General features: G+C 46.3%; 22 protein-coding genes. 4 read left to right on the top strand and 18 right to left on the bottom strand.

Annotated features, from left to right (window positions below; genetic code table 11):
• Window positions 1-27: 27 nt before the first annotated feature.
• From L4D09_RS08230 to L4D09_RS08215, 4 genes are all read right to left on the bottom strand, one after another.
• Window positions 28-1,374, bottom strand: a complete 1,347-nt coding sequence (locus L4D09_RS08230) for a sugar ABC transporter substrate-binding protein (protein WP_428457008.1) — start codon at window positions 1,372-1,374, stop codon at window positions 28-30.
• A gap of 245 nt (window positions 1,375-1,619) precedes the next feature.
• Window positions 1,620-2,567, bottom strand: coding sequence for a PfkB family carbohydrate kinase (locus L4D09_RS08225; RefSeq protein WP_428457007.1), 948 nt, complete (start codon window positions 2,565-2,567; stop codon window positions 1,620-1,622).
• A 9-nt stretch (window positions 2,568-2,576) separates the two neighbouring features.
• Window positions 2,577-3,980, bottom strand: coding sequence for a purine-cytosine permease family protein (locus L4D09_RS08220; RefSeq protein WP_428457006.1), 1,404 nt, complete (start codon window positions 3,978-3,980; stop codon window positions 2,577-2,579).
• Window positions 3,970-5,025, bottom strand: a complete 1,056-nt coding sequence (locus L4D09_RS08215; RefSeq protein ID WP_428457005.1) for an ADP-ribosylglycohydrolase family protein — start codon at window positions 5,023-5,025, stop codon at window positions 3,970-3,972. Before L4D09_RS08215 ends, L4D09_RS08220 begins: the two co-directional genes overlap by 11 nt.
• Window positions 5,026-5,184: 159 nt before the next feature.
• Between L4D09_RS08215 and L4D09_RS08210 the strand changes: the two genes are divergently transcribed.
• On the top strand, window positions 5,185-5,931 hold the full coding sequence (locus tag L4D09_RS08210; RefSeq protein ID WP_428457004.1) for a GntR family transcriptional regulator: 747 nt from the start codon (window positions 5,185-5,187) through the stop codon (window positions 5,929-5,931).
• 92 nt (window positions 5,932-6,023) lie between these two features.
• Here L4D09_RS08210 and L4D09_RS08205 read toward each other — a convergent pair whose 3' ends face one another.
• Genes L4D09_RS08205 through L4D09_RS08195 form a run of 3 tightly spaced genes read right to left on the bottom strand, consistent with a single transcriptional unit; the run spans window position 6,024 to window position 10,149 of the window.
• Window positions 6,024-7,634, bottom strand: a complete 1,611-nt coding sequence (locus L4D09_RS08205) for a BCCT family transporter (RefSeq protein ID WP_428457003.1) — start codon at window positions 7,632-7,634, stop codon at window positions 6,024-6,026.
• A 24-nt stretch (window positions 7,635-7,658) separates the two neighbouring features.
• Entirely contained in the window at window positions 7,659-8,783 is a 1,125-nt protein-coding gene (locus L4D09_RS08200) for a mandelate racemase/muconate lactonizing enzyme family protein (RefSeq protein ID WP_428457002.1), read from the bottom strand.
• 10 nt (window positions 8,784-8,793) lie between these two features.
• Window positions 8,794-10,149 carry an FAD-dependent oxidoreductase gene (locus L4D09_RS08195; RefSeq protein ID WP_428457001.1) on the bottom strand — a complete coding sequence of 452 codons (1,356 nt, stop codon included), beginning with the start codon at window positions 10,147-10,149 and terminating at the stop codon, window positions 8,794-8,796.
• A gap of 142 nt (window positions 10,150-10,291) precedes the next feature.
• Here L4D09_RS08195 and L4D09_RS08190 point away from each other — a divergent pair, with 142 nt between their 5' ends.
• The gene (locus L4D09_RS08190) at window positions 10,292-10,948 is read left to right on the top strand and encodes a GntR family transcriptional regulator (RefSeq protein WP_428457000.1); all 657 of its coding nucleotides are present in this window, start codon (window positions 10,292-10,294) and stop codon (window positions 10,946-10,948) included.
• Window positions 10,949-11,012: 64 nt separating this feature from the next.
• Here L4D09_RS08190 and L4D09_RS08185 read toward each other — a convergent pair whose 3' ends face one another.
• A complete protein-coding gene (locus tag L4D09_RS08185) occupies window positions 11,013-11,546 on the bottom strand; it encodes a dihydrofolate reductase family protein (protein ID WP_428456999.1) in 534 nt (177 codons plus the stop codon).
• An 87-nt stretch (window positions 11,547-11,633) separates the two neighbouring features.
• Between L4D09_RS08185 and L4D09_RS08180 the strand changes: the two genes are divergently transcribed.
• Window positions 11,634-12,197 (top strand): TetR/AcrR family transcriptional regulator, encoded by a 564-nt coding sequence (locus tag L4D09_RS08180; protein WP_428456998.1) that lies wholly within the window; start codon window positions 11,634-11,636, stop codon window positions 12,195-12,197.
• A gap of 125 nt (window positions 12,198-12,322) precedes the next feature.
• Entirely contained in the window at window positions 12,323-13,027 is a 705-nt protein-coding gene (locus L4D09_RS08175) for an MOSC domain-containing protein (protein WP_428456997.1), read from the top strand.
• 60 nt (window positions 13,028-13,087) lie between these two features.
• Here the strand turns inward: L4D09_RS08175 and L4D09_RS08170 are convergent, their stop codons facing one another.
• Genes L4D09_RS08170 through L4D09_RS08125 form a run of 10 tightly spaced genes read right to left on the bottom strand, consistent with a single transcriptional unit; the run spans window position 13,088 to window position 22,105 of the window.
• Window positions 13,088-13,792 carry an FCD domain-containing protein gene (locus L4D09_RS08170; RefSeq protein WP_428456996.1) on the bottom strand — a complete coding sequence of 235 codons (705 nt, stop codon included), beginning with the start codon at window positions 13,790-13,792 and terminating at the stop codon, window positions 13,088-13,090.
• A 53-nt stretch (window positions 13,793-13,845) separates the two neighbouring features.
• Window positions 13,846-14,748, bottom strand: a complete 903-nt coding sequence (locus L4D09_RS08165; protein WP_428456995.1) for a dihydrodipicolinate synthase family protein — start codon at window positions 14,746-14,748, stop codon at window positions 13,846-13,848.
• Window positions 14,745-15,209 (bottom strand): NanQ anomerase/TabA/YiaL family protein, encoded by a 465-nt coding sequence (locus L4D09_RS08160; protein ID WP_428456994.1) that lies wholly within the window; start codon window positions 15,207-15,209, stop codon window positions 14,745-14,747. The genes L4D09_RS08165 and L4D09_RS08160 overlap by 4 nt, the downstream gene beginning before the upstream one ends.
• Window positions 15,210-15,255: 46 nt before the next feature.
• Window positions 15,256-16,521, bottom strand: a complete 1,266-nt coding sequence (locus L4D09_RS08155) for a TRAP transporter large permease (protein ID WP_428456993.1) — start codon at window positions 16,519-16,521, stop codon at window positions 15,256-15,258.
• Window positions 16,522-16,530: 9 nt separating this feature from the next.
• Window positions 16,531-17,052, bottom strand: a complete 522-nt coding sequence (locus L4D09_RS08150; RefSeq protein WP_428456992.1) for a TRAP transporter small permease — start codon at window positions 17,050-17,052, stop codon at window positions 16,531-16,533.
• Between the two features lie 52 nt (window positions 17,053-17,104).
• Complete coding sequence (locus tag L4D09_RS08145; RefSeq protein ID WP_428456991.1) at window positions 17,105-18,070, bottom strand: sialic acid TRAP transporter substrate-binding protein SiaP; 966 nt, start codon at window positions 18,068-18,070, stop codon at window positions 17,105-17,107.
• Between the two features lie 56 nt (window positions 18,071-18,126).
• The gene (locus L4D09_RS08140) at window positions 18,127-19,047 is read right to left on the bottom strand and encodes an NAD(P)-dependent oxidoreductase (RefSeq protein ID WP_428456990.1); all 921 of its coding nucleotides are present in this window, start codon (window positions 19,045-19,047) and stop codon (window positions 18,127-18,129) included.
• 60 nt (window positions 19,048-19,107) lie between these two features.
• Complete coding sequence (locus L4D09_RS08135; RefSeq protein ID WP_428456989.1) at window positions 19,108-20,325, bottom strand: enolase C-terminal domain-like protein; 1,218 nt, start codon at window positions 20,323-20,325, stop codon at window positions 19,108-19,110.
• Entirely contained in the window at window positions 20,322-21,236 is a 915-nt protein-coding gene (locus tag L4D09_RS08130) for an ROK family protein (RefSeq protein WP_428456988.1), read from the bottom strand. Before L4D09_RS08130 ends, L4D09_RS08135 begins: the two co-directional genes overlap by 4 nt.
• Entirely contained in the window at window positions 21,230-22,105 is an 876-nt protein-coding gene (locus L4D09_RS08125; RefSeq protein WP_428456987.1) for an N-acetylneuraminate lyase, read from the bottom strand. The genes L4D09_RS08130 and L4D09_RS08125 overlap by 7 nt, the downstream gene beginning before the upstream one ends.
• Between the last annotated feature and the right edge of the window lie 231 nt (window positions 22,106-22,336).

Genomic DNA, 22,336 nt, shown 5'->3' with positions numbered 1-22,336 from the left:
CCCCCCTTCCTCCAAGCAGACTGAGTATTATTTAATGATGACGTCATCGGCCATTTCGATACGCATACGTTCAACCACAAAGTCGGTTGCCTTATCTGCTGTTAGCCTGCCGGTTTCAACACCTTGGATACCTCTGAATAGGATATCGTTATATTTAGCCAGCGAGGGGTGAATTGGCATTGAAAGCACGTCGGAATTGGTCAGTAGCTCAGAGCCATTTCGGCTAATCCAAGCTTCTTTGTATTCAGGTGAAGTGAGTTCTTTATTATGGATTGCTAGATAGCCAGCGCCTGTTGCCATTGGAGTGTAGTTTTCCGCTTTAAGGATTTCCCCTATCAAGCGTATTGCGAGCTCTTTGTCTTCTGCTTTAGGATTGACTGACATCGTTAGCGGGTGAGACATGTTAAATGGGCGTGCTCCTTGCTCTGCTGACGGAATATTCATCCAGCCGACATTTTCAAAATAGCTCTGTTCTGAATTGTCAGAAATACCCATATCGATCATCTGAGGAACGCCCCAGATACCGTGAATTTTGACAAAAGCATCGCCTTCACCAAAAGCACGATGAATGGCATCCCAGCTCATGGTGGTGTTGTTTGAAGGAGTGATGTTGTTTTGGCTGTTTGCTTTAATCCAAGTTAAAAAACGGGTGAGTGCGTTTGTGTTTACGACTAATTTACCGGTTTCTGGATCTTGCGCTTCATAGCCGAAACTGCGCATGTTCATTAGGAAGTCAGGGCCGGTGTTTGGACGATGTAAAATACCGTACTTAGCTTTACCTGCATCCATCACCTCTTTTGTTAATGCTGATAGGTCGTAAATGGTGAATTCACCACGATCAACACGTTCAGGTAGGGCGGCAATAAACTCTTCACTTTTGCCTATGCTACGCAGCATGTTTTTATTGAAAAACACCATGCGAGCTTCTGGTAGGAAAGGGATTCCCCAGCGTTGTTGCTTATAGGTCACGGTTGGCCAGACCCAATCGATCATATCTCCAAATAAACTGGGATGCTGGCTGATATATTCATCCAGCGCCATGACGGAATTTGCTTCAGCGAGAGAAGCCAACCATTCGTGTGCTCCGACATAGATGTCAGCCCCGCGATTGACCGAGTCGGAACGCAGGTACTGAAGTACGTCTTCATCCCACCCCCGTGAGCGGTTGAAGTGAATCTCAACATTTAATTGTCTGTCATCACCCGCTTGCTTTAATTGTGCATTCAAGCTTTCAGTAGCACGATGAACTGACGGCTCCATATCAGTGAGGTACTTATCCGCACGCATCCAGAGTTTTAGATCAACAGCCTCAGCTGAAACGTTTGGTATGTAAATACAGGTAGCAAGTAAAGCAGCCAATAGCGGTTTTTTCATTTTAGTCCCTTAAATAGCTTCATGGTTGAAGGCATCTATATGCTCAAGGATAAAAATTACACATTTATTAACTTGAGTTAATAAATGTGTTGAATACATGGAAATGTGGTTGATTGCTTTATTTTTGAGCATGTTGTAGCAGGGATTTACTTTGCCAAACAGGGGGTAACGTTGTTTAGCAAATAATAAAAAAGCCTGTTCACAATGTCGTGATCAGGCTTTTTTGTTTACAGGTTATCGTTTGATTAGTTGTGCTTTTCTTGGAATTGCTGGAGCTCATCGAGTGTTGGGGCACCGTCAGAGCCTGATCGGCTTACCACAATGGCTGCGACCATGTTGCCGAGTGTTGTTGCAGTTTCAAGCGTCCAATCTGCCGCAAGGCCAGCAAGTACGCCCGCGCAATGGCTGTCGCCTGCGGCGATAGTATCAGCAACCTCAACCTTAAAAGCCGGTATTACTTGCGGTGGTGTATCGGGCTGGCAGATCTGCGCTCCATCTTTATCAAAGCGACAAATAAGCTTGAGCTGGTGGTGAGTCGCAAATGCAGCGGCATCATCAATATTGCTCGTCGGTTGCTTGGTGAGCAGTGCCAGTTCATCCCGGTTTAGGGTTAAGATTGGCTTCTTCGCGAGTAGCCCCTTAACAAATTCTGGATTAATATCAGCCAAGCGAGGGCCAAAATCGACAAACAAGGTGTAGTCATCCGGCAAGTTAAGTAACCACTGACGAAGCGGCTCGCTTTGCTGGCTAACAAGCTCATAGCCCGAAACATAGACGAGTGCTTTTTCTGGCATTGGAATTTGTGCCAGTAGCGCATTTGTCCAATGTTGTTCACAACCATCAATCGTGATGAAGGTACGCTCCTTGCTCGCTTCGACCATTGCGAGACACCAGCCATTGTCATGGGTTGGGTGCCTTAGTAATCGAGGGAGCTTTTCTCGTACCATCGCTGCTTCAACATGCTGGCCCCAACTACCGTTACCAACGGGGATCGCGTTAATCGGTGTTACCCCCAAGCGAGCCAAGGCTCTGGCGACATTGAATGCACAGCCGCCAATATGCCGACCAAGCTCTTCTGCGATGACATCGCCACCACTTTGAGGCAATTGGTCAAGCCCAAGCATCACATCACCAAAAGCTGCACCAATAACAATCACTGGTCGCTTTGTTCTTAGGCTTTGTTGAGCAATCATGATTATTCCTTAGCGGGTCTTCTTAAGGGTAATACGGTAAAGCACCATACTGACAATGAAAGAGACAAATAGCCCTAAGCTTGAGTCAGCAAAAATACCCACGGCAAACGGACCATCAATAAAGCCGGTATTGGTCACCATCAAGCCCGAAACTGAACCTGCGATCCAGCACCATAATGTAGGCTTAATCGTACCTGTTTCACCATATAGCTCCTCTTCACTGTAACCTGCGCTCTGGTGTTTAGTGTAAAAATCGGTGATGAAAATAGCGGCCCATGCTGCTAAGAAAACACCACAGAAAACCAAGAACGAGATAAATGGACCAAGGAAGTCACCGGATACAAACAGGACATACAGCGCGACACCAAGCACTAATACCGCATCAAGGGCGACAGCGGTGCGTTGTTTTAATTGAATGCCCATGCTAAGTAAATTAAGACTGGCAGAATAGAGACTTAATACCGCAATCGTTACGATCCCCGCAGTTGCTGCGGCAAGGTAAGGGATTGCCATCCAAGATGGAAGCAGACGCCCGATGGCTGAAATTGGGTTTTCATGAGAAGCCAAATCAGGGATTTGTGCTGTCAGTAGAATGCCCGTTAGCATTAGTAGTATTAAAGGCAGTGCAGCCCCACCCACAACAGAGGTGAAAATGCCTTGCTTGCTTGATGATGGACTTTGATCACGGCTGTAATCAGCGCCTGCGATCGCCCAGCTGATCCCAGTACCTGCCGCAATGATCGAAACGGCTGGTAGGAATCCGGTGATCCAGCTACCCGACGGCAATGCCATGATCACTTCCCAATCAGCGGTCGCCATTAGATAAAGCACGACAAGCAAAGTCATTGCACCAAACGTACGGGTGATCCACTTTTGCATCAACAAAACAGTGTTTTGCCCTAACATACTGACGAGTACGGTTAAGCCGCCGAATAAAACAAGCGAAATAGCGGTGATAACGGTGCCCTCGGCAAAACCGAGTGCGGCGAATAAGGCGGCTAAGGTTAGGGTGCCGGTAATGATATTGACCGCCTCCCAACCCATAAGGTTAACCCAGCAAAAAGCGGTTGGTGCGATATTTCCTTTTTTACCAAAGCTTGAGCGTGAAAGCGTGAGTGTGGTGGTTCGGCCAATTTTTCCGGCAATGCTAGAGATACCAACCAATGTAAAAGAAGCGACACCGACAATCGCAGCAAGTACTGATTGGAAGAACGAAAGCCCAAACGACACAATGATCGCACCGTAAACGACGCCAAGAACGCCGATATTCGCTGCACACCAAACGAAGAACAATTCAGCGGGCTGTTTCGTTTGCTGGCTAGGCGGTACAAGGCCAATGCCGAGATCTTCAATGCTGGTATCATTGCCACCTGTCTGATGGCTATAGGCTGAAACGGTGTCTTTATTGCTCATTGTACTGTCCTTCCTGTTGGATTCGGTTTAGACGGAATGTCGCAAGTGTTTGGGCATAAGGGGTGAAGTTAATTTGGTTAGCAGTATTTATCAGTTCGATATGTTCATCAGAAAAAGCATCCACACCATGTAGCGCGCCACAAATAGCAGTTGCCATTGCACCAATGGTGTCGGTATCGCCGCCTAAATTCGCCGCGAGTTCAGCACATAACATCGGATCTGTGCCTGCGAGGTCGACCAAGGCAATGGCGGTTGGGACAGATTCCAGGATATCCATCCCTGAACCTACCATTTCATACAGATCGGTGAGTGCAGTTTGGCGATCATGCTGGCTTTCAACGACATATAGCGCGTAACGAATACGGCGGCCTAATAGTGGACTGAAGGTGGACTCATATTGACGTTGAGTGTCATTGGCTAGCGGGATAATTTCATCTTTGATTTGTTGCCAGCTTCCCCCTTCTATTGCTCGGCTAATCGCCCAACTGATAACAGCGGCTCCCGCGATAGCAATGTCAGATTTGTGAGTGGGTAGGCAAGACAGCCTCACTCCGGCAATAAAGTCTTCTTGGTTGTGAGTGGGTAGCAGACAGCCCATTGGGGCAACACGCATGGCTGATCCATTGGTGACGCCATTGGCTTCTATCTGTTCAAATGGGATCCCTTGGGTAATGGCCGTAAGGGCAGATTTCGATGTTGGGCCAAGTATGTTTTTTTCAAAGGCGTTGATGCGAATAGCCCAATCAATAATGTGTTTGGCAATCGTACCGGGATCAATGTGACCATTGTTTTCGATAATGGCATCCATTAAAGCAACGCATTGACTGGTGTCGTCAGTAAACTCTCCTGCTTTAAATTCGTTGGCTGCAATATTTTCTTCTGGACCTGGCAGAAAGTCATTGATCCAGCCAAAGTAGCTGATCACTTTTGTTTTGGTCCAAAGTTCAGAAGGCATGCCCATGGCATCGCCAATAGCTTGGCCATAGAGGCAGCCCAGTATTTTCTTTTCAAGCATGGACTGCTGAAGATGAGAAGAGGATGACATTGTATTTGCTCCGGCATGAGGATCATTTCTGTCGCCATGATAAGTCCACTTAGAGTCCAGTTAAATTCCTTTTGTATACCAATGTGATTTACACCTCACTATTTGGTATTATTTCTGGGTTTTCTTTTTTGCATGTAAAAAGTACTCGGACGGTTATCAGTGGAACAGAAATTCCTCAATCAGGTGAAGGATCAACTGGACTTTGATTCATCAACACCGCTGTATATTCAGTTAAAACAAAGCATTGAACAAGCTATCGCCAGTAAGTTGCTTGTACATGGCAGCATCCTCCCATCAGAGCGAAAACTTTCTGTCGCATTGGGGGTATCTCGGGTCACGATTGTTAAGGCATTGGCTGAGTTACTTGAGCAAGGCATGGTGGTGAAAAAGCATGGCAAAGGCACCATGGTCAATTTGCCCATCCATTATAATTTATCGGGGGGCGGCTTTTCATCTCAGCTGCAGCAGCAAGGGGCTGTGTCCAATCGCTGGCTGGTTCGTGAATTGATTGAGTGTAGTGCAGAGCTAAGCCACCAACTCGAACTATCAGAAGATGCCTGCATCGCTAAAATTAAGCGGGTTCGCCTTGCTGATGATGTGCCGGTATCAATCGAGACGATGTATATCCCTAAAGACTTCTTGCCTCGTCCCGATTTACTGGAAGGCTCATTGTATGCTTATTGGCGTGAGCAAGGGATCGAGCCCCATACGCAAGACTACTCGTTAAGTGTGTATGAGCCGACCGAAGAAGAAGCAAGAATGCTCGACGTGCCCCATGGTTTACCCCTGATGAAAATTATTCTGAAAAGTGTCGATAAGTCGGACAGGGTATTGGAATACGGATCGGCAATTTGCCGTAGTGATTATTATAAGTTCGAATTTAAAGTGCAGGTCGGCACATCGTAAGGTCAGTGTGATTCAGTTTCATTGTGTATCGATGAGATAATAAAAAGCCAGTCATTCGATGAGTGGCTTTTTAGTACCGCGAATAAATATAATTATGCGGTTTGTATTTCTAGTTTCGTTTCTTGTTTATCTTCGACAGTGTCTGAAGGGTCACGCTCAAGCATGTCGAGTGAATGCTGCTCAACCTGATTTGGCTCAAGGTGGCCAAACTCGCTTTGGATGTATTTCAGCGCTTTAATCGCAGTAATAGTGAAAATCGGCACCATCAGCACAATGATAAGCACTGGGAATGATTTCAAAATATTTAGATCTGCATTAATTAGCAAGAATATAATCGGCAGTACTGTTAGCAGTAGGCACCAGAACAAGCGGAACAGTGGTGAAACATTGGCGTTTTCATCCAAGCGCTTCGTTGCGATACCAGCCAGAGAGTAAGACGTACCGTCAAGCGTTGTTACGGTGAAAAGCACCATGGTAACAAGGTATACCGCAGTCAGAACTACTGGAATAGGACTTTGATTAAATACTTCACGCACAAGTTCTGTTGGTTGGTTGGCCTGAATCAAGCTGACGCCATCAATGACACCTGTGTTGATGAAGTTCATGGTGTACGTGCCAAAAACACCGAAGATCACGGCACTTCCAAGTGTACCTGCACCAACAAGGATTAAGACAACATCACGAACACGATGACCTTGCGAGATCTTGGTAATAAACACGCCAACACCCGGTGAGTATGAAATCCAGTTAGCAAGGAAGAATACGGTCCAGTATTGCGGGAAAAGGGTACTACCAAACGGGTCGGTATTGGTGCTCATACGTAGGTAGTCACTGAGCATGATACCTAAACCATTCGTCGTATTGTTCAAAATTAGCGCCGATGGGCCAATTATGAAAATGATACCAATGAAACCGGCACAGATATAGATGGTCGCGCTGCTTAGGCGAGCCATGCCTTTTTCAATACCAATGTATGAACTTAATGAGAATACGACCGAAAGGGCCAAGATAACGCCAATACCTAAGAACAAGTTATCTGGAATACCAGTCAGTGCACTGAGGTTAGAAGAAATCATCGGGATCCCCAGACCGAGTGTTAGCGCGGTGGCTGCGAGGGTAGTAATGATGAAGAGTAAATCAATGAGTTTTTGTACCCATACTGGTAGGCGGTCGTTGAATAGACTATTGAGTACTCCGCTTAGACTCATACGGCGATTTTTTTTCAGGTAAAATACGATGCTAAATGGGATCGCTACGATCAGGTAGCAGAACCAGCCTGCTGCTCCCCAATGGAACATGTTATAGGCTGATGCATATTCCATAGCCATGGCTTTATCAACGATGCCAAATTGTGGATCCATAAAGTAATAGGTACTTTCAATAAAGCCCCAATACATAGTACTGGCACCCATGCCTGCAGAAAGTGCCATGGCAAACAATTGGAATTTGGTGAACTTTGGCTTATCACCACCAAGGCGGATTGTGCCGTATTTAGAAAAAGCTAAGTATAGTAAAAAAGCAGTTGCAAACAGGGTGTACCATAAAAAGCCAGAACCAAGGTTAACCACAGTAAAGTCCAGCATACTCCCCATCGTGGTCTTAACTGATTCAGGATAGAGTACAGCCAGTACACCGAGAAGGAGCACTGAGGTGAAGCTGATGAAAGTCAGCTGCAAGTCGAGTTCAGAGGTTTTTAGTTTCATCTTCTAACGCCTTTATTATTTTTATTATTCGAATGTATAAGAGGCGATTGAGGCTGCTTTAACGGCGTCCCAATCCATTTCGACACCAAGCCCATTACCTTCAGGGGCGTGTACAAAGCCATCCTTGTCTGTACGGATCTGAGTGTTTGATGCAAGTTCAAAGCTTTCGTAAGGGTAGAATTGCTCGAAGTACTTGCAGTTGTAGTGAGCGAGTGCCACATGGAGGTTCGCAGCCTGAGTAATGGTGTAACCCATGCTCTGGATTTCAACGTTCTTCGAGTGTCCTTCAGCAATAGCAAAGCACTTGTTCAGAGGGGTGATACCACCGCACACTGTGGCGTCTTGGCGTACATCAGACCAGAAATTATTACCAAGGGCATAAGTTACTTCCTGTAGAGTAAGTAAGCAGTTGCCGTGACTTGATATTTCAAGATCTGTTTTATCGACTAAGCGTTTGTAAGTGTTGTAGTCATAGTCAGAAACTGGCGCCTCCAGCCATTCCCAATCGTGCTTTTCTAGCAACTTCGCCATGCGCATGGCTTCATCAGGGGTATAGAACGTCGCGGTATCCAGCATGAAGCGGATGCCTGTATTGCCATAGCGTTCTTGGATAGCGTTAACCAGTGCGACGTCTTTTTTGTATACACAATAGCAATGTAGCTTTATGGCAGTGAAGCCATGCTCGATGCACTCGTCGACATACGGGAAGTACTCTTCGATAGTGTCGAACATTGGGGTAGAGGCATACGACAGCATTTTATGGCGGGCACCGCCCAATAGCATGTAAAGTGGCATGTTGGCTTTCTTCGCCTTGATGTCCCATGCCGCAATATCAATCGGGGATTTTGCTGGTAGGCCGCCCCAAGTACAGCGGGCTTGTAACCAAGAATACAATTCTTCGGTCATCAGTGGGTTTTTGCCGATCAGCCCCGGTACGATCGTGCGCATCGCTTCGATGATGCAGCGGTCAAAGTCGTTTTCGGTATAGCTGATAGTGGCACCGACACCTTCAGTACCATCATCACAGATGATACGGACAATATTATTGGTATAGAGCAACGGCTCCTGGTTATCAGCCCAAGGGATTGGTGGTGCATCACGATCGGCAACGGCATACAGTTCTACACGCTTGATTGTTGTGTTTTTCATTTCTAACTCCTTAAAGTGCGCTGCCATTTTCAATCATGACGGCTCGAATCGATTGGCTGTCCAAATCGCGAATACGGCTGTTTTCGTCAATCGCTTTCACTACAGCAATGCCAGCAGCATGACCATATTCAAAACATTGAGCGGTGACTCGTGCTGAAGCTAGTGCTTCGTGCTCTGCACTTAAGCAGCGACCAGCCACAATAATATTTTCGCCAACAGCGGGGATTAGGGTGCTAAACGGCACGTCATAGTAATCGTTTAACAGCCAATGTAATTTAGGTTTATCACCGGAATGAAGCTCGATAGGCCAAGGCGTGCGGCAGATCCCATCCTGACGTTTACGGCAGTTGACAACATCGTCATTAGTTAGGGTTTCCACACCGACAATTGAACGAGTTTGGCGAATGCCCACCTCGACACCAGTATCAACGACATAGGCATTTTCACAGCCCGGTACAAAGTTATTTAAGAAGCGGGCATAGCTACGTACTTGACGGCGGCCGAAGACTTCGGCTTCGGTAAAGTCGACCGGATCAATCACGTTGAGAATACGACCGTCTTGGCCTGCCAAGCGGGTGGCGTTAACCATAAGCTCGCCATCACGGGTGGTCGGGAAGATCCAAATTTTATGACGTGGTAAGTCGTATTCGCCTGAGGCGTTGGCCGCGAGGATGTTTTCCGTCACTTTTGGCGGACAGATAGTGTCGTCACCGTAGTAAGACAGGTACTTGTCGAGATCAACGCCTGCAATACGGAAGAACATGGTCGGATTCTGGATGCGGCCTTCGTCACCGAAGTAATAGTCAAAGCCTGCACGGGCGATGCCTGCTGCATCGCCTGATGCATCGATAAATTGTTTGGCAAGAATGATGCTTTGTCCGGCATTGGATTCAAGTACCACCCCTTTGAATGTATCGCCTTCCATGATCACACCCGTAACTGCGGTGTGAAATAGCACATTCACACCTGCTTCTTCGAGCAAATCATCGGCGACTTCACGCCATACAAGTGGATCGTGGGTAACGGTGTAAGTTTTACCATAACGTTGTGGATCGGTGACGCCACCTTTGTCAGCCAGCGCTTGGCGAAATTTTTCGGTAAAGCCAAAAACCACTTGCTCTGGTTCGGCGTCTTGCTCATCACTTGCCATGTACATGCCACAAATGGTGCCAGATAAACCAGCCACGGCTGCGCCACCGCAAAAGCCGTATTTTTCGATAAGCCATGTGTTCTTTGTCATGTTGCCAGCTGTAACGGCGGCAGCCACACCTGCTGCACCTCCGCCAATAACCAGTACATCGATCTCGGCTAGGATCGGAAGATCGGGTAGATGATCGAAACGGTTGACTGTTTGCCAATTTTTCATGGTGCTCTCTCTGATGAACTATTGATGTTCAACTGATATATCAGTTGTGTGTTTGTAATATATACCTTGTTTTTTGTATGGTACAATCCGATGTAGGTTAAATGTGAGGCTGCTCACTTATGGAATTGGACGGAAGAAATCAATGACAGAAATAAAAGAAGCCATAAACAAAACCGAAATTGCTTATAACGAATTGGAAAAAAAGATTATTTTCCGAGAACTAGAGCCGGGGACTATGGTGAGCGAGAAGCAATTGGCCGAATCTCTGGATTTAGGTCGTACACCGGTACGGGAGGCATTACAGCGGCTGTCTTATGAACGAATGGTGGAAATTCATCCACGTCGTGGCATTCAGATCCCCCTTATCTCGATAGAAAGCCAGCTGAAAATTTTGGAAGTGCGCCGCGATATTGAAGCCTTGTGTGTACGTTATGCTGCTTCAAGGGCATCGACGGAAGAAAAGCAGCGTATGCAGGAGTTGGCTGAGCAGCTTGAAGTATGTGCTCTGCAGAAAGATGAGGTGCAATACGCTTTGTTACTGAAGAATATTCACCGCTTGTTGGTAAAAGCGGCTGATAACGAATACCTGCAGCTGGCAATGGCTCCTCTACAAGGCTTATCCCGCCGTTTTTGGTTTGCCTTTAAGAACGAGAATTCTGACCTTAAAGATGCGTCATCATTACATGCGGCAGTACTGCGCGCGGTGATCCATACCGACGCTGAAGAAGCGGTGACTGCTTCACATAGGTTAAATGATTATCTGACTGATTTTGCTTACCGCAGTATCAAATCGCGCTGATTTATCCTTCTCGCTAAAAATAATAAAGTCGCCCTTAAAGGCGACTTTACAGTGTAAAAGTTACCTACCTCACCCGTACGTAATGGCTCTTAACTATCGCATCAACCAATACCTCACTTTTTTCCAGCTTGAAGTTAAGTGGCGAGGCTAAATCCCCAAACAATGGTGAGCCGCCGCCCAGTAATACCGGAATGGTGGTAATAATCATCTCGTCGATCAGATCTTCTTTGAGGAAGTTTTGCACCGTAATGCCGCCGTCAATGTAAAGGTTGTTGAAACCTTTGCTGTTCAAATCTGCCACGATGTCTTGCAATGGGCCATTCACCAAGGTGATTTTATTCTCAAAGCCGACAGGTACGCTGGTCATGCTGTTGCTCATGACAAAAACGGGTTTCGGGTATGGCCAATCGCAATCGAAGCTGCGCACCATATCAAAGGTATTACGGCCCATTACCAGTGCATCAATACGATCCATAAACTCAGCAAAGCCAAAGTCACTGCCGTCTGGGTTTGGCACACTGTGTAGCCAGTCGAGTCCTTCGTTCTTATCGGCAATGTAACCGTCTAAGCTGGTGGCGATGTAGACAATGTTCGACATAATGCGTCCTCTGGTTGGCTTGTTGGTCATATTCATTTAAAATATTCTACACTGTAGAAATTAAGTTTAGTTTAAAGAGATCCGTCAATGACAGTCAAGGAAAAAAAACGTGGTCGCCCCAAAGGAAAAAGCAGTCAACTCAGTGGTGAAGCGATAGTTGCGGGGGCCAAAGCCCTGATGAAACTAGAGGGAAAAGTGCCGAGTATCCGCAAGTTAGCGGCTAGTTTAGATGTCGATGCGATGGCGATTTACCACTACTTCACCAATAAAAATGCCTTGCTTGAAGCAGTAACTGTTTCATTGGTGGGAGAGATCTATCGTCCAGATCCTGAAGCTGAATGGCAGCAGGAGCTGACTAAATTGTGTGAAAGTTACTTGAGCTTACTTGCGCTGTATCCAGGTTTGCTCGAAATCCTTCTGGGGATGACTTCGCACGGGCCTGCCACAGTCTTTATTGAGCGTTTTGATTTGGCAATTGCTAGCCTGCCGCTAACGGATGATTTGCGTTGTAACGCATTATCTATGCTGGTTGATTATCTTCATGGTTACGCTTTGGCACTGAACTGTCAGGCTGGAAATGAACTGCAGGTGGGGATGCTGTCGGGCCCATTAGACTTTTATATGCAGGCACTGCAGCAGATGGCAGACTAGCTGTCAGTATGAACACGCTTTGGCCGAGTTTAGTGATTTAATGGCAATACAACTAAATATTTCCCTCGTGAGGCATGCTAACTTATGCCCACAAAATGATATGAAACTTAACAGGGGAGTGGAGCATGTTGCCATCATCTACCGTCACAGAGATACGAGTCGGTAAAGTTAAGCCTATGTTTGAAGAGACATTTGGCGGCAGTCTGAAGACAGGTATCGATAAACAGCCTCTTGATCATGTTTCCGTGAATGTACTGGGGATGAATGGTGATCAGCAGGAAGAGAGCTTTCACGGTGGGGCCGACCGTGCCTTGTTGCAATATGACAGTGCCCATTATGCCCAATTGAAGGGGATGTTCCCGCAGTCGGCAGTACATTTTGTCGCAGGCGGCTTTGGTGAGAATATTGTGGCAGCAGGCATTAATGAGCACACCATGTGTATCGGCGATATTGTTAAAATCGGTACGGTGATGGCACAGGTTAGCCAGACTCGTTCACCGTGTTTTAAACTCAATGCGCGTTTTGAACTGCCGGGTATGGCGGAATATGTCCAAAATCATGCGATGACAGGGTGGTTTTATCGGGTGCTAGAAGCTGGAGAAATTCACGTCGGTGATAGCATTAAGATGGTTGAGCGTCCGTATCCTCAGTGGTCGATTGCCAAGGTGATGGACTGTCTGTATCACGACACAGAAAACAAGCAAGCTGCAACTGAACTTGCCCAGCTGCCTGAATTGGGGAAAGAGATCACCCAGATATTCGCTCGTCGCTTGGCAACGGGAAAAATAGAAAATTGGGCAGGGCGACTAACTGGCAAAAAGAGTAATTAGCGGATTTTTGAAACACGCCAGCGAGGCTAGCGTGTTTTCATTTATGCTCAAGATCTGTGTTTAGGCGTTATTCATTACGTTATCAAGGTGCAAGCGCATCTCGTGTTCCGCTAAATCAGGATCTCCCTGTTTAATAGCATCGAAAATTTTAACGTGATGATCACAGCTGTCTTTGTGTAGGGCTGCGAAGGTTTCAGGGTTACGCGAGCGGATCAACCATTGAATCAGAGATTCATAAATAGTGGTCAGCATTGGGTTATCGAGGATCCCAATGATTGCCATGTGGAAGGCAATATCGGTTTCGATAAAGCGATCATAGTTATTGACCTGAGCAAGGTTATTTTCTAACGCCTGAGAAAGGCTCTCGATATCAGCATCTGTGCGAATTCTGGCAGCTTCGCGAATAATTGCTATCTCAAAGAGTTGGCGCAAATGTTCAAATTGCATCTTTTCTTTGTCTTGAGATAGTAAGCCAATCGCAATGCCGGACAGGCCACTGACGATGGTTTGGGTGCAAGGGCGGGTGACTCGTGTTTTTTCCCCGCTTTTTATTTCGACCAGTCCTCTTTGCGCAAGGTTTTGTAGTGCTTCCCTTACTGACGGGCGACCAACATCAAAGGCGGCCATCAGTTCGCGCTCAGACGGTAAGGCATCACCTTCTTTGAAGGTATTGTCCAGAATTAGCCTTTCGATTTCTTCAGTGACAAAATCAGATAGTTTTACTTTTTTTAATGGTTTCAATATGGCAGTACTAGGGCTTGACATAACCTATCCCTTAATCCGTATGTGCGCTTTACGCTCATAGTATAATGCTTAAATTAGTTCGTAAAATCAGGAATTAGCTCTTTTTGTGCCGCTCTGGCTTTTTCCAAGCAATGAGCAGGGATTCCTTCAAATGGAAAACGCATGTCAGGGGTGATACCGCTCCAATTTCCCATCGATGCCATGAATTTATCGGCGGCTGCATTGCAATAGCCCTGCTCGGTAATGAATGGGGCTATTTCTTCATTCATGAATTGCTGTATTTTTGCTTCAACCTCTAATGCCTCTGGTTTTAGGGCGAGGCAATCATTGGTCCATAGCTGCGTGGCTTTCGGCCCTAAGCAACAAACATTCGAATAAGCGCCTAAAGCACCTTTGTAGGCATCGGTCGCAAGAAAATGCCCCGCTACAAAAATAGAAGCTTGATCCTGTAATCCGGTTTTAACTATTTCATCGGTTAGCCTCGGTAGTTTGAAGCCGACAAGTGTTTTAACCTGTTCAAACAGGTATTTAAGTTGCTTAGCGCTAAGGCTGACTTTGGCGTGCGGAGGATTATAAAGGATCAAGGGGACCCCCTGACACTGTGATTCCACTTTTTTTAAATAGGTAAGGGCTGTGTTGGTATTACATGGAAACCAGTTAGGTAAGATGACTTGAATGGCCGTGGGCTTTAGGTTTGCGGCAAAAGCAGCCCTAGTAACGCCTTCATTCGGATGGCAATGAGAAGCACCGATTTGGAATGGCATGTTGGCATTGTGGCACTTTTTCGCCAATAGCTGACTAATCGTTTGGAATTCAGTTTCGGATTGAGTATAAAACTCTCCCGCAGTGCCGTTTGAATAGATCCCGTCTACACCAACTTCAATAAAGTAATCAATCTGTTGTGCTAACCGTGTGTAATCAATGGTTTCACCGTCAAGAGGTAGCAGCAGTGTTGCCCAATTGCCTTTAATTGTCATAGCAAGTCTGCCTTTACTTTTATTACGATCTTATCAACTTTATTGGGTTCGCCATCGGCCAGCATTGGCCTGTGCCACTCGCCAGGAAAGAAGGTAACACATTGATCTTTTGTTAATTTAAAATGTTGTTCGTTCTCAATAGTGCAGCAAAGGGCTGCATCATTTTCCGAGTTATAGTCGGCGATTTCTGCAGAGGCTGCCGGTGTAATCGGCGCTGCATAACCTTCATGACCTGTTAGCACGATGTGGACATCGATATAGGATTGATGGATCTCAGATAATGAGTCGCTGTAGGTTTTTGTATCGGCTGAAATGCGGTTAACAAAAATATTCTCACCGTCGATGGGGTTAATCCCAGTTTGGAAAGATAACGGTGACCGGCTCATAACATCAAGGATAATTTGATCGAGTCGAGATGGAGAATCAAGTGACTGTAGGGCGGTAATGGTCGTGATATTCATGGTGTTAATTTGGGCAGCCTTGCGGCTGCCATCCTTATAATAAACGCTATAGCAGCATATTGGGTAAGAAGAGTACGAGCTGCGGGAAGAAGATGATTAGCAGTAAGACCGCAATCAACGGTATTAGGAATACTATGACTGAGCGTGCAAGGGTCTCATAAGGTATGTTACCGACCTTGGATACGACGAAGAGCGATACGCCCATCGGTGGGGTTAGGATCCCTAGCATCATATTCAATACAACAACGACACCAAAATGTACGGGGTCAATGCCTAATTGAACGGTAATTGGCAGTAGGATCGGGATCAGAATCAGTAGCAGAGCTAACGTTTCAATAAATGCGCCTAGGATAAACAGCATGACTGAAACCATTAGCAAGAAGACGATTGGCGACTCAGTAACCTGCAGGAACATTTCCGCGGCTTTCATTGGGATGTCTTCTTTGATGATCAAAAAGCCAAATAAGCTTACACCGCCAATCAGGAAACCAATTACCGCTGATGTGTTGACCGTTTCATGGATCAGCTCAACTAATTTTTTGACCGTTAGTTTTTTATAAACAAAGAATCCAAGGAACATGGCATACAGTGACGCAACGACAGCGGCTTCTGTTGGTGTCACGATACCAGAGAAAATCCCACCAATAATAATGACTGGTGTCAGCAAAGCGAGTGCGGCATCTTTGAATGACAGCCAGATAGTTTTCATTGAAGCACGAGGGTAGACGCTGTACTTTTTCTTTTTGGCTATGACATAAACCATGATCATCAATGCAACGCTGCACAACAACGCAGGAACGACGCCAGCCAAGAACAGGGCACCAACCGAGGCGCCTGACATCACACCGTAGATAACCATTGGGATACTGGGTGGCATTAATGGACCGATAACACTGGATGCAGCAGTAATCGCGCCAGAGAAACCGTCATCATAGCCTTCATCTCGCATGGCCTTGATTTCGAGTTGGCCAAGACCTCCGGCATCTGCATGGGCCGATCCCGACATGCCAGAAAACAGCAAGCTAGCAAGGATGTTGACGTGCCCCAAAGAGCCGGTGAAATGACCTGTTAGGTTCCGAGCAAAGTTGAACATCTTGTCGGTGATACCTGCCGAGTTCATTAACAAGCCACTGAAAATGAAAAAGGGAACGGCGAGTAATGGGAATGAGTTTAGCCCCGAAATAATTTTCTGTGGGGATAGTGCAATACCGGTATTGAGTAACAAGTAGATGATAGAAACGACATATAGGGTGAAGGCAACCGGCATGCCGACAGCAAGTAAGGTCCCCCAGCCTGCAAAAATTCCAAACATAATAGTGACCTATTTTTCTGCTGTTTTCATTAGAGGGGGAAGGTTATCTTTATTCTTCGTCAGCGCCATTAGCTCGGATGTCGAGGTGCACACATTCAGAAGCGATTTGATACCTATCATGGTGAAGCCGATTGGAACCGCCATGTAAAGCCACGACATTTGCACATCCATGGTGATTGAGCCCAGTCGATCCATACGCAATGCAAACAAATACCCGCGATATACAATGACTGCGGCAGTTGCTGTAAACACCAAGTGAATAGCGATATCAAGCAGGTAGTTGGCTTTTTTGCTTAGGCGGTTGGGGACAATATCGATAGCAATATGGTCGCGTCGGGATACTGCTTCGCTGGCCCCGACAAACACAATGTAGATGTATAGCCACCGTGATAGCTCTTCGGTCCAAGGGATCGCGAAAGAGAAAAAATAGCGGCTAACAATCTGAACTGTCAGCACCAACAGCATTGCAATAAAGAGTGAAACTGAAAGGTATTTCTCGCACAGTTCCATCTTTTGGATAAAGTTTTTCATTTTCCGTCACCGTAAAATCGGCGGCAAAGACAGAACTTTGCCGCCAGTGGGATTATTGAACGTCCATTAAGTTCTGGGTGAAGCCTTTACCAAATTCCTTATCCAAATCTGCGTAGTAAGGTTTCATTGCAGTACGGAAATCTGCGAGATCTGGGTGAGTGACTGTTACACCTGCTTCTTTGAAGGTCGCTAAGTGTTTTTCAGTATTTTCGATAATTCGTTTTTCGGCTTCCTTACCACCTGCGGCCAGAGCTTGAGTCAGCCAGCCTTGCTCCTGCTCGCTCAAATCAGCCCAGCGTTCTGCAGAAATAGAGATTGTTTGGTCTTGTACCACATGGTTAGTCATTGCCAGATAAGGCTGTACTTCATAGAACTTCATCGCTTCAATTGAAGAAATTGGGTTCTCTTGACCATCAACGGCATTCGTTTGCAGGGCGAGATATACTTCGGCATAAGCAATCGGTGATGGGATAGCACCAACGCCTTTGGCATAGTTGATGAGTGCCTTAGCATTAGGGGTGCGTAGTTTCATGCCGCGCATGTCAGCCAAAGCGTTAATTGGTTTGTTTGATGAAGTTTGGCGAACGCCAAAGAACCAGCTGTCGATAGGTTTCAGGCTGAAAACGGTTTCTAACTCATTACGTGCTTCCATGCCCCAAGGGCTATTGAAAATGGCGTTGAGGTGGTTGTAGTCGCGAACCAAATAAGGTGTTTCTAGTGCACCTAGGCGTGGAAGGTACTGAGCATAGCCACCGAAGACTTGCATCGACATATCCAGTTCACCCAGTGAAACTTGCTCTAGCATGTCGTGTACATTGCCCATTTGACCACCTTCATATAGGCGTAGGGTCATCTCACCACCTGAAACGGCTTTTAGTTCGTCTGCCGCTTTTACCATCCCGTGGTAGATTGGGCTGTTATAAGCTTCGTTAAATCCCACTTTTAATTGAGTTGCAGCAGAAACATTAGCAGCAAAAACAGCAGAGGCGATCATGCTCAGCGTGAGTAATTTTTTCATCGTTATATCCTTATTATATAGGGTCGTACTTGTCGATATTATTGGTAAGTCCGTGGTTAAAATGACACGGTATTTTGTAATGGTTCACCGACTAATAAGCGGTGAATTTGTTTGATGTAAACATCAATTTTCTTATTGTTTTCATTACTCGAGCCTCCACCAGTATGCTGGGTTAAGTAGATATTGGGTGTTGCCCACAGCAAAGAGGATGGTGGTAGAGGTTCTTGTTTAGTGACGTCGAGACAGGCTGAAAAATGGCGGTCAGACTGAGCTTTAGCAACGAGATCATCTTCGTTAATCACCTGGCCACGCCCCACATTGACTAGCGTAGCGCCCTCAGGCATAGCTGCCAGCACGTGACGGTCAATCAAATCGGTTGATGCTGCTGTCGCGGGGATGGTTGAGACTAGAATGTCGTGGTTTGCTACTGCTTCAATCAGCCCTTGTTTACCTTTCTTTTGCATATCACTGGCGTCAAAGGCATTGACGGTTGCTCCGAATGCTGACAGTAGGCTAGCGGCTTGCTGGCCGATACTACCGAAACCCAATACAAGAACACGTGATTCAGCAATGAGGCGCTTGTTAAAGCGGATCGTGTCTTTTGCCCAAATAGCTTGTTCTTTGGCTGCATGAAGGGCTGGTAGTTGGCGGTACACGCTCATGATGCTTGCCAGTATTTCCTCTGCAACAGCAACGGAGAAAAAGCCGTGGAGGTTGCAGACTGTCACCGAGCTGTTGTCGGGCCATTGATAGTGATTAAAGTTATCGGTACCGACAGAATCCAGTAATATGGTTTTAAGGTTTGGCATATCAGCGATCCAGTCGGTACTGAAATTACCTATGGCTATGTCAGCATCTTTAGCCAGGTTGAAATCGTGACTACCATTATTGAAATAGCAAGTGACATGCTCTGGCAGCTGTTGCTGGAGGTATTCTGCTTCTTTGGCGTCTAATACAGGATGTACATAAATGTTCATGGTGACCTTGAGAAACTAGTTATTAGAATTTAATTATTGCGATTGTTATTTTTATTGTTTTTATTCACAGCTACGCCAATTTTGATGGCTTTTTTCCAGTTGCTTTAAGCCATCTTCGACAGGGAAGCAGTGGTAGAGTGCTGTTTCTTCATAGGTGTACTTCGCTTCTAATTCGGGTGTCAGTGTTACCCCTAGGCCAATGTCGTCTCCGAGGTGGAAGTGGCCATCAATAATACGAGTCTCGAGATCACACATTGCATGGCGAAGCGCGAAGTGCGGCATTGGGTACTCAATGAGTGAGCAGCCTGTCGCAAAGGCTGCGATATAGTTAGCCATCATAGCTACTGGCCCGCCCCAGGAATGCACCACTGGATTGATACCCTGCTGGTGGGCTGCGTTGCAAACGGCAATGGTGTCCTCTATTCCCCCCAGCACCGAGGCATCAGGCTGGATGATGTTGTAGTAGCCTTTATCTATTCGCTGGAACAGCTCTTCCTTGGTTGTGACAATTTCTCCTCCGGCAACCACAATGTTTTTGTTTTCGGCAAGCTGTGGCAGCTGTTCAAGTTTGTCTAGCCCTAAGCATTCTTCGACAAACACCAGTTGTTCGCCGGTTTGTTGCTGAACCTGGTGACAAAACGCCAGTACCTGCTCAGCCGTTTGCCCTGCAACAGCCAGGTTTTGAGTCATATCAACAGCGACTCGGATGCCATGTTTTTTCGCTGCGTTGATGGTCCAAACGGTTTTGTCTACTTGGTTATGACGAGCACGAATTTTGATAATCCCAATTCCACGCTGTGCAAGTTGAGCGAGTTCCTCGGCCATATAAGTTGGGTGTAGCGAATCTCCCCCCGAACCATACATGGCAATGCTATCAACTTGCTTGCCGCCAAATAGCTCGACGGCAGGAATGTCACGGCTACGTGATAAGGCGTCTACTAATGCAATTTCAATGGCTGAAATTGCATGCTGAGCAGCCCCTTGTAATGACCAGTAGGCGGTGACAGTTTTGGCTTTCGCCAGTGTGGCTTGGTAACCATTGGCGATGTCATCACCCGTTATGGCTTTGCTAATTAGGTGAACAATGCTGGTAAATACTTCAGGGGCAAAGACACCCAAATACCCCTCACCTAAGCCTTTAATCCCGTTTGAAAGGGTAATTTCAACCATTGAGCAGCCACGAGTGCCATGCGGTAGATGGAGCACGTTCTCTGCACAGCCTTCAAAGCCGTAGGGAGCACTTAATAGGACAGGGCGGACATTGATGATTTTACTCATGATACTAATCCTTTAAGTGCGGGGAGGATGGCTGCGCCTCTAACACCGCTAGAGTCCCCATGTACCGCCTTAACAACTTGAGTTTTGGCGGTCTTACTGAAGGTATATTGATTGAGTTTGTCTTGTACCCGAGGGTAAATTGATTCTTGATTCGACATACCACCACCGAGCACGATGATCTCAGGATCAATTACATTGATAATACTGGCGAGGCTACGAGCTAATTGGTCGCAATATAAGTCGATATGAGCAAGAGCATTTGCATCGTTGTCTGCCGCAAGGTCGAATATTGCCTTGGCTTGTAATGGTGAAAATTTGTTGGCATAGGTTCTTTCAAATCCAGTACCTGAGCAGAATGATTCGATACAGTTGATCGAGCCACAGTAGCAAGTTGTATTTTCGCCATCGGTGTCTGTTTGGTATCCAGGCAGTGGGTTATGTCCCATTTCACCGCCGAGATTGTTGAGCCCCGTAACGATATCCCCATTGATGATCACCCCTGAACCACAACCAGTGCCAATGATCACGGCAATACAGGAATTGTCGGCGCCTTTTGCCGCACCCGATTTGAATTCGGAGATCGCCAAACAGTCAGCATCGTTAGCCACAGCGATGGGTAAGGCATAATGCTTTTTTAAATCACCGATAAAGTCTTGCCCGTTGAGGTAGAGCAGATTGGAGCCTTGCATCTTCCCCGAGTCTTTGTTGATTGAACCACAACAACCGATGCCAATAGACAGTGGTTGGGCTTCTTCACAGAGTCGGTCAATCGTTGTGATGACCGCATCAAGGAAAGCGCTATATCCCTCTTTAGGTGTTGGCGTTCTGAATTTTTCTAGCAGCTCAAAAGAAGCGGGAGCAAGGCTGACCCCTTCAATCTTAGTGCCGCCTATATCTAGGCCAATTAACATAGACCAGCCTCGATAAGCTGATTAAGTTTTGCTTTATTGGTTTCTGATACGGTATTTAGCGGGCGACGACAATGTGCATTGGCAATGATCCCTTTTTGCTGCAATACATACTTCAATCCAGGAATGACGCCAGCTTCAACCAATGTATCAATTACGATATTGGCTTCGCGTTGAAGCGCTGTAGCTCGTGAGGCATCGTTTGATTGGATTGCGGACTGAATGGCAATGACTCGCTCAGCCTGAACATTGTAAGTAGAGCCGATCCCGCCATTGGCACCAGCAACGAGGCCAGACGCAAGGATCTCATCAAAACCATTAAATACGGTTTTATCTGGGTTTTGGCGAGTGACCTGCTCCATCTGGTACAGGTTGGCTGATGTCTGTTTTAAAGCAACAACCCCTTCAATATTAAGCAGCTCGCTGATCTGTTCACCAGAGAGGTTCATGCCTGCAAATGCAGGGAAGTTATAGACGATCATTGGCTTGCCTGCAGCCTGAATCACATCGCTGTAGTGTTTTTTAAGTTCAGTGAAAGCGACAGGGTAGTAAAATGGCGTTACTGCTGAGATAGCATCATAGGGCATGGCGCTAGCCGCTCGCGCTAACGTTTCACTCTTACGGGTTGAAATATCACCAACATGGGCGATGAGCTTGACGTTCTCTGTTGCAGCTTCCGCTGTTAGTGCAAGTGTTTCGATGCGCTCTTCTGTCGAGCAGAGGAAAGCCTCTGCTGTTGAACCGCCAACATAGAGACCGTCAAGACCGCTGGCACAGTTGTATTTAATCAATGATTGAAGATCGGCGGTATTAATTGATTCGTCGTGATTGAAAGGTGTCAGTGTTGCTGCGTATAAACCAGAGAAGTTCATTTTATTCCTACATGTCATGGCTAAGTTGGTGTGGTAAGTATCCTGTTATACCAGTATGCCAGCTGTGATTGATTTCACAGCTCGTAAAAAACAGGAGCAAAAAAAAGCCAATGTGTGATCTATTAACGTATTAAATGTGCTTTTACTGATGAGTGTGAAATTTTTGCACGCACTTGTTTGATGGATGTCATATTTTTGCTGAGGGTTAATTGATATGTGTGTTAGTTACTA

It is taken from the genome of Photobacterium makurazakiensis (genome assembly GCF_050336715.1).
Taxonomy (GTDB): Bacteria; Pseudomonadota; Gammaproteobacteria; order Enterobacterales; family Vibrionaceae; genus Photobacterium; species Photobacterium makurazakiensis.
The sequence above is the reverse complement of the archived record's forward strand: the minus strand, read 5'-3'. Positions and strand labels throughout refer to the sequence as shown.

What these genes read in the sequence shown, in the direction of transcription:
- L4D09_RS08220 (WP_428457006.1), bottom strand. Translation starts at nt 3,980, where the DNA reads ATGAGCAATAAAGACACCGTTTCAGCCTATAGCCATCAGACAGGTGGC.
- L4D09_RS08155 (WP_428456993.1), bottom strand. Translation starts at nt 16,521, where the DNA reads ATGTTTGGAATTTTTGCAGGCTGGGGGACCTTACTTGCTGTCGGCATG.
- L4D09_RS08185 (WP_428456999.1), bottom strand. Translation starts at nt 11,546, where the DNA reads ATGTCGAACATTGTCTACATCGCCACCAGCTTAGACGGTTACATTGCC.
- L4D09_RS08200 (WP_428457002.1), bottom strand. Translation starts at nt 8,783, where the DNA reads ATGAAAAACACAACAATCAAGCGTGTAGAACTGTATGCCGTTGCCGAT.
- L4D09_RS08130 (WP_428456988.1), bottom strand. Translation starts at nt 21,236, where the DNA reads ATGTTAATTGGCCTAGATATAGGCGGCACTAAGATTGAAGGGGTCAGC.
- L4D09_RS08180 (WP_428456998.1), top strand. Translation starts at nt 11,634, where the DNA reads ATGACAGTCAAGGAAAAAAAACGTGGTCGCCCCAAAGGAAAAAGCAGT.
- L4D09_RS08205 (WP_428457003.1), bottom strand. Translation starts at nt 7,634, where the DNA reads ATGAAACTAAAAACCTCTGAACTCGACTTGCAGCTGACTTTCATCAGC.
- L4D09_RS08135 (WP_428456989.1), bottom strand. Translation starts at nt 20,325, where the DNA reads ATGAGTAAAATCATCAATGTCCGCCCTGTCCTATTAAGTGCTCCCTAC.
- L4D09_RS08145 (WP_428456991.1), bottom strand. Translation starts at nt 18,070, where the DNA reads ATGAAAAAATTACTCACGCTGAGCATGATCGCCTCTGCTGTTTTTGCT.
- L4D09_RS08230 (WP_428457008.1), bottom strand. Translation starts at nt 1,374, where the DNA reads ATGAAAAAACCGCTATTGGCTGCTTTACTTGCTACCTGTATTTACATA.
- L4D09_RS08160 (WP_428456994.1), bottom strand. Translation starts at nt 15,209, where the DNA reads ATGAATATCACGACCATTACCGCCCTACAGTCACTTGATTCTCCATCT.
- L4D09_RS08150 (WP_428456992.1), bottom strand. Translation starts at nt 17,052, where the DNA reads ATGAAAAACTTTATCCAAAAGATGGAACTGTGCGAGAAATACCTTTCA.
- L4D09_RS08190 (WP_428457000.1), top strand. Translation starts at nt 10,292, where the DNA reads ATGACAGAAATAAAAGAAGCCATAAACAAAACCGAAATTGCTTATAAC.
- L4D09_RS08195 (WP_428457001.1), bottom strand. Translation starts at nt 10,149, where the DNA reads ATGAAAAATTGGCAAACAGTCAACCGTTTCGATCATCTACCCGATCTT.
- L4D09_RS08170 (WP_428456996.1), bottom strand. Translation starts at nt 13,792, where the DNA reads ATGTCAAGCCCTAGTACTGCCATATTGAAACCATTAAAAAAAGTAAAA.
- L4D09_RS08140 (WP_428456990.1), bottom strand. Translation starts at nt 19,047, where the DNA reads ATGAACATTTATGTACATCCTGTATTAGACGCCAAAGAAGCAGAATAC.
- L4D09_RS08165 (WP_428456995.1), bottom strand. Translation starts at nt 14,748, where the DNA reads ATGACAATTAAAGGCAATTGGGCAACACTGCTGCTACCTCTTGACGGT.
- L4D09_RS08175 (WP_428456997.1), top strand. Translation starts at nt 12,323, where the DNA reads ATGTTGCCATCATCTACCGTCACAGAGATACGAGTCGGTAAAGTTAAG.
- L4D09_RS08225 (WP_428457007.1), bottom strand. Translation starts at nt 2,567, where the DNA reads ATGATTGCTCAACAAAGCCTAAGAACAAAGCGACCAGTGATTGTTATT.
- L4D09_RS08215 (WP_428457005.1), bottom strand. Translation starts at nt 5,025, where the DNA reads ATGTCATCCTCTTCTCATCTTCAGCAGTCCATGCTTGAAAAGAAAATA.
- L4D09_RS08125 (WP_428456987.1), bottom strand. Translation starts at nt 22,105, where the DNA reads ATGAACTTCTCTGGTTTATACGCAGCAACACTGACACCTTTCAATCAC.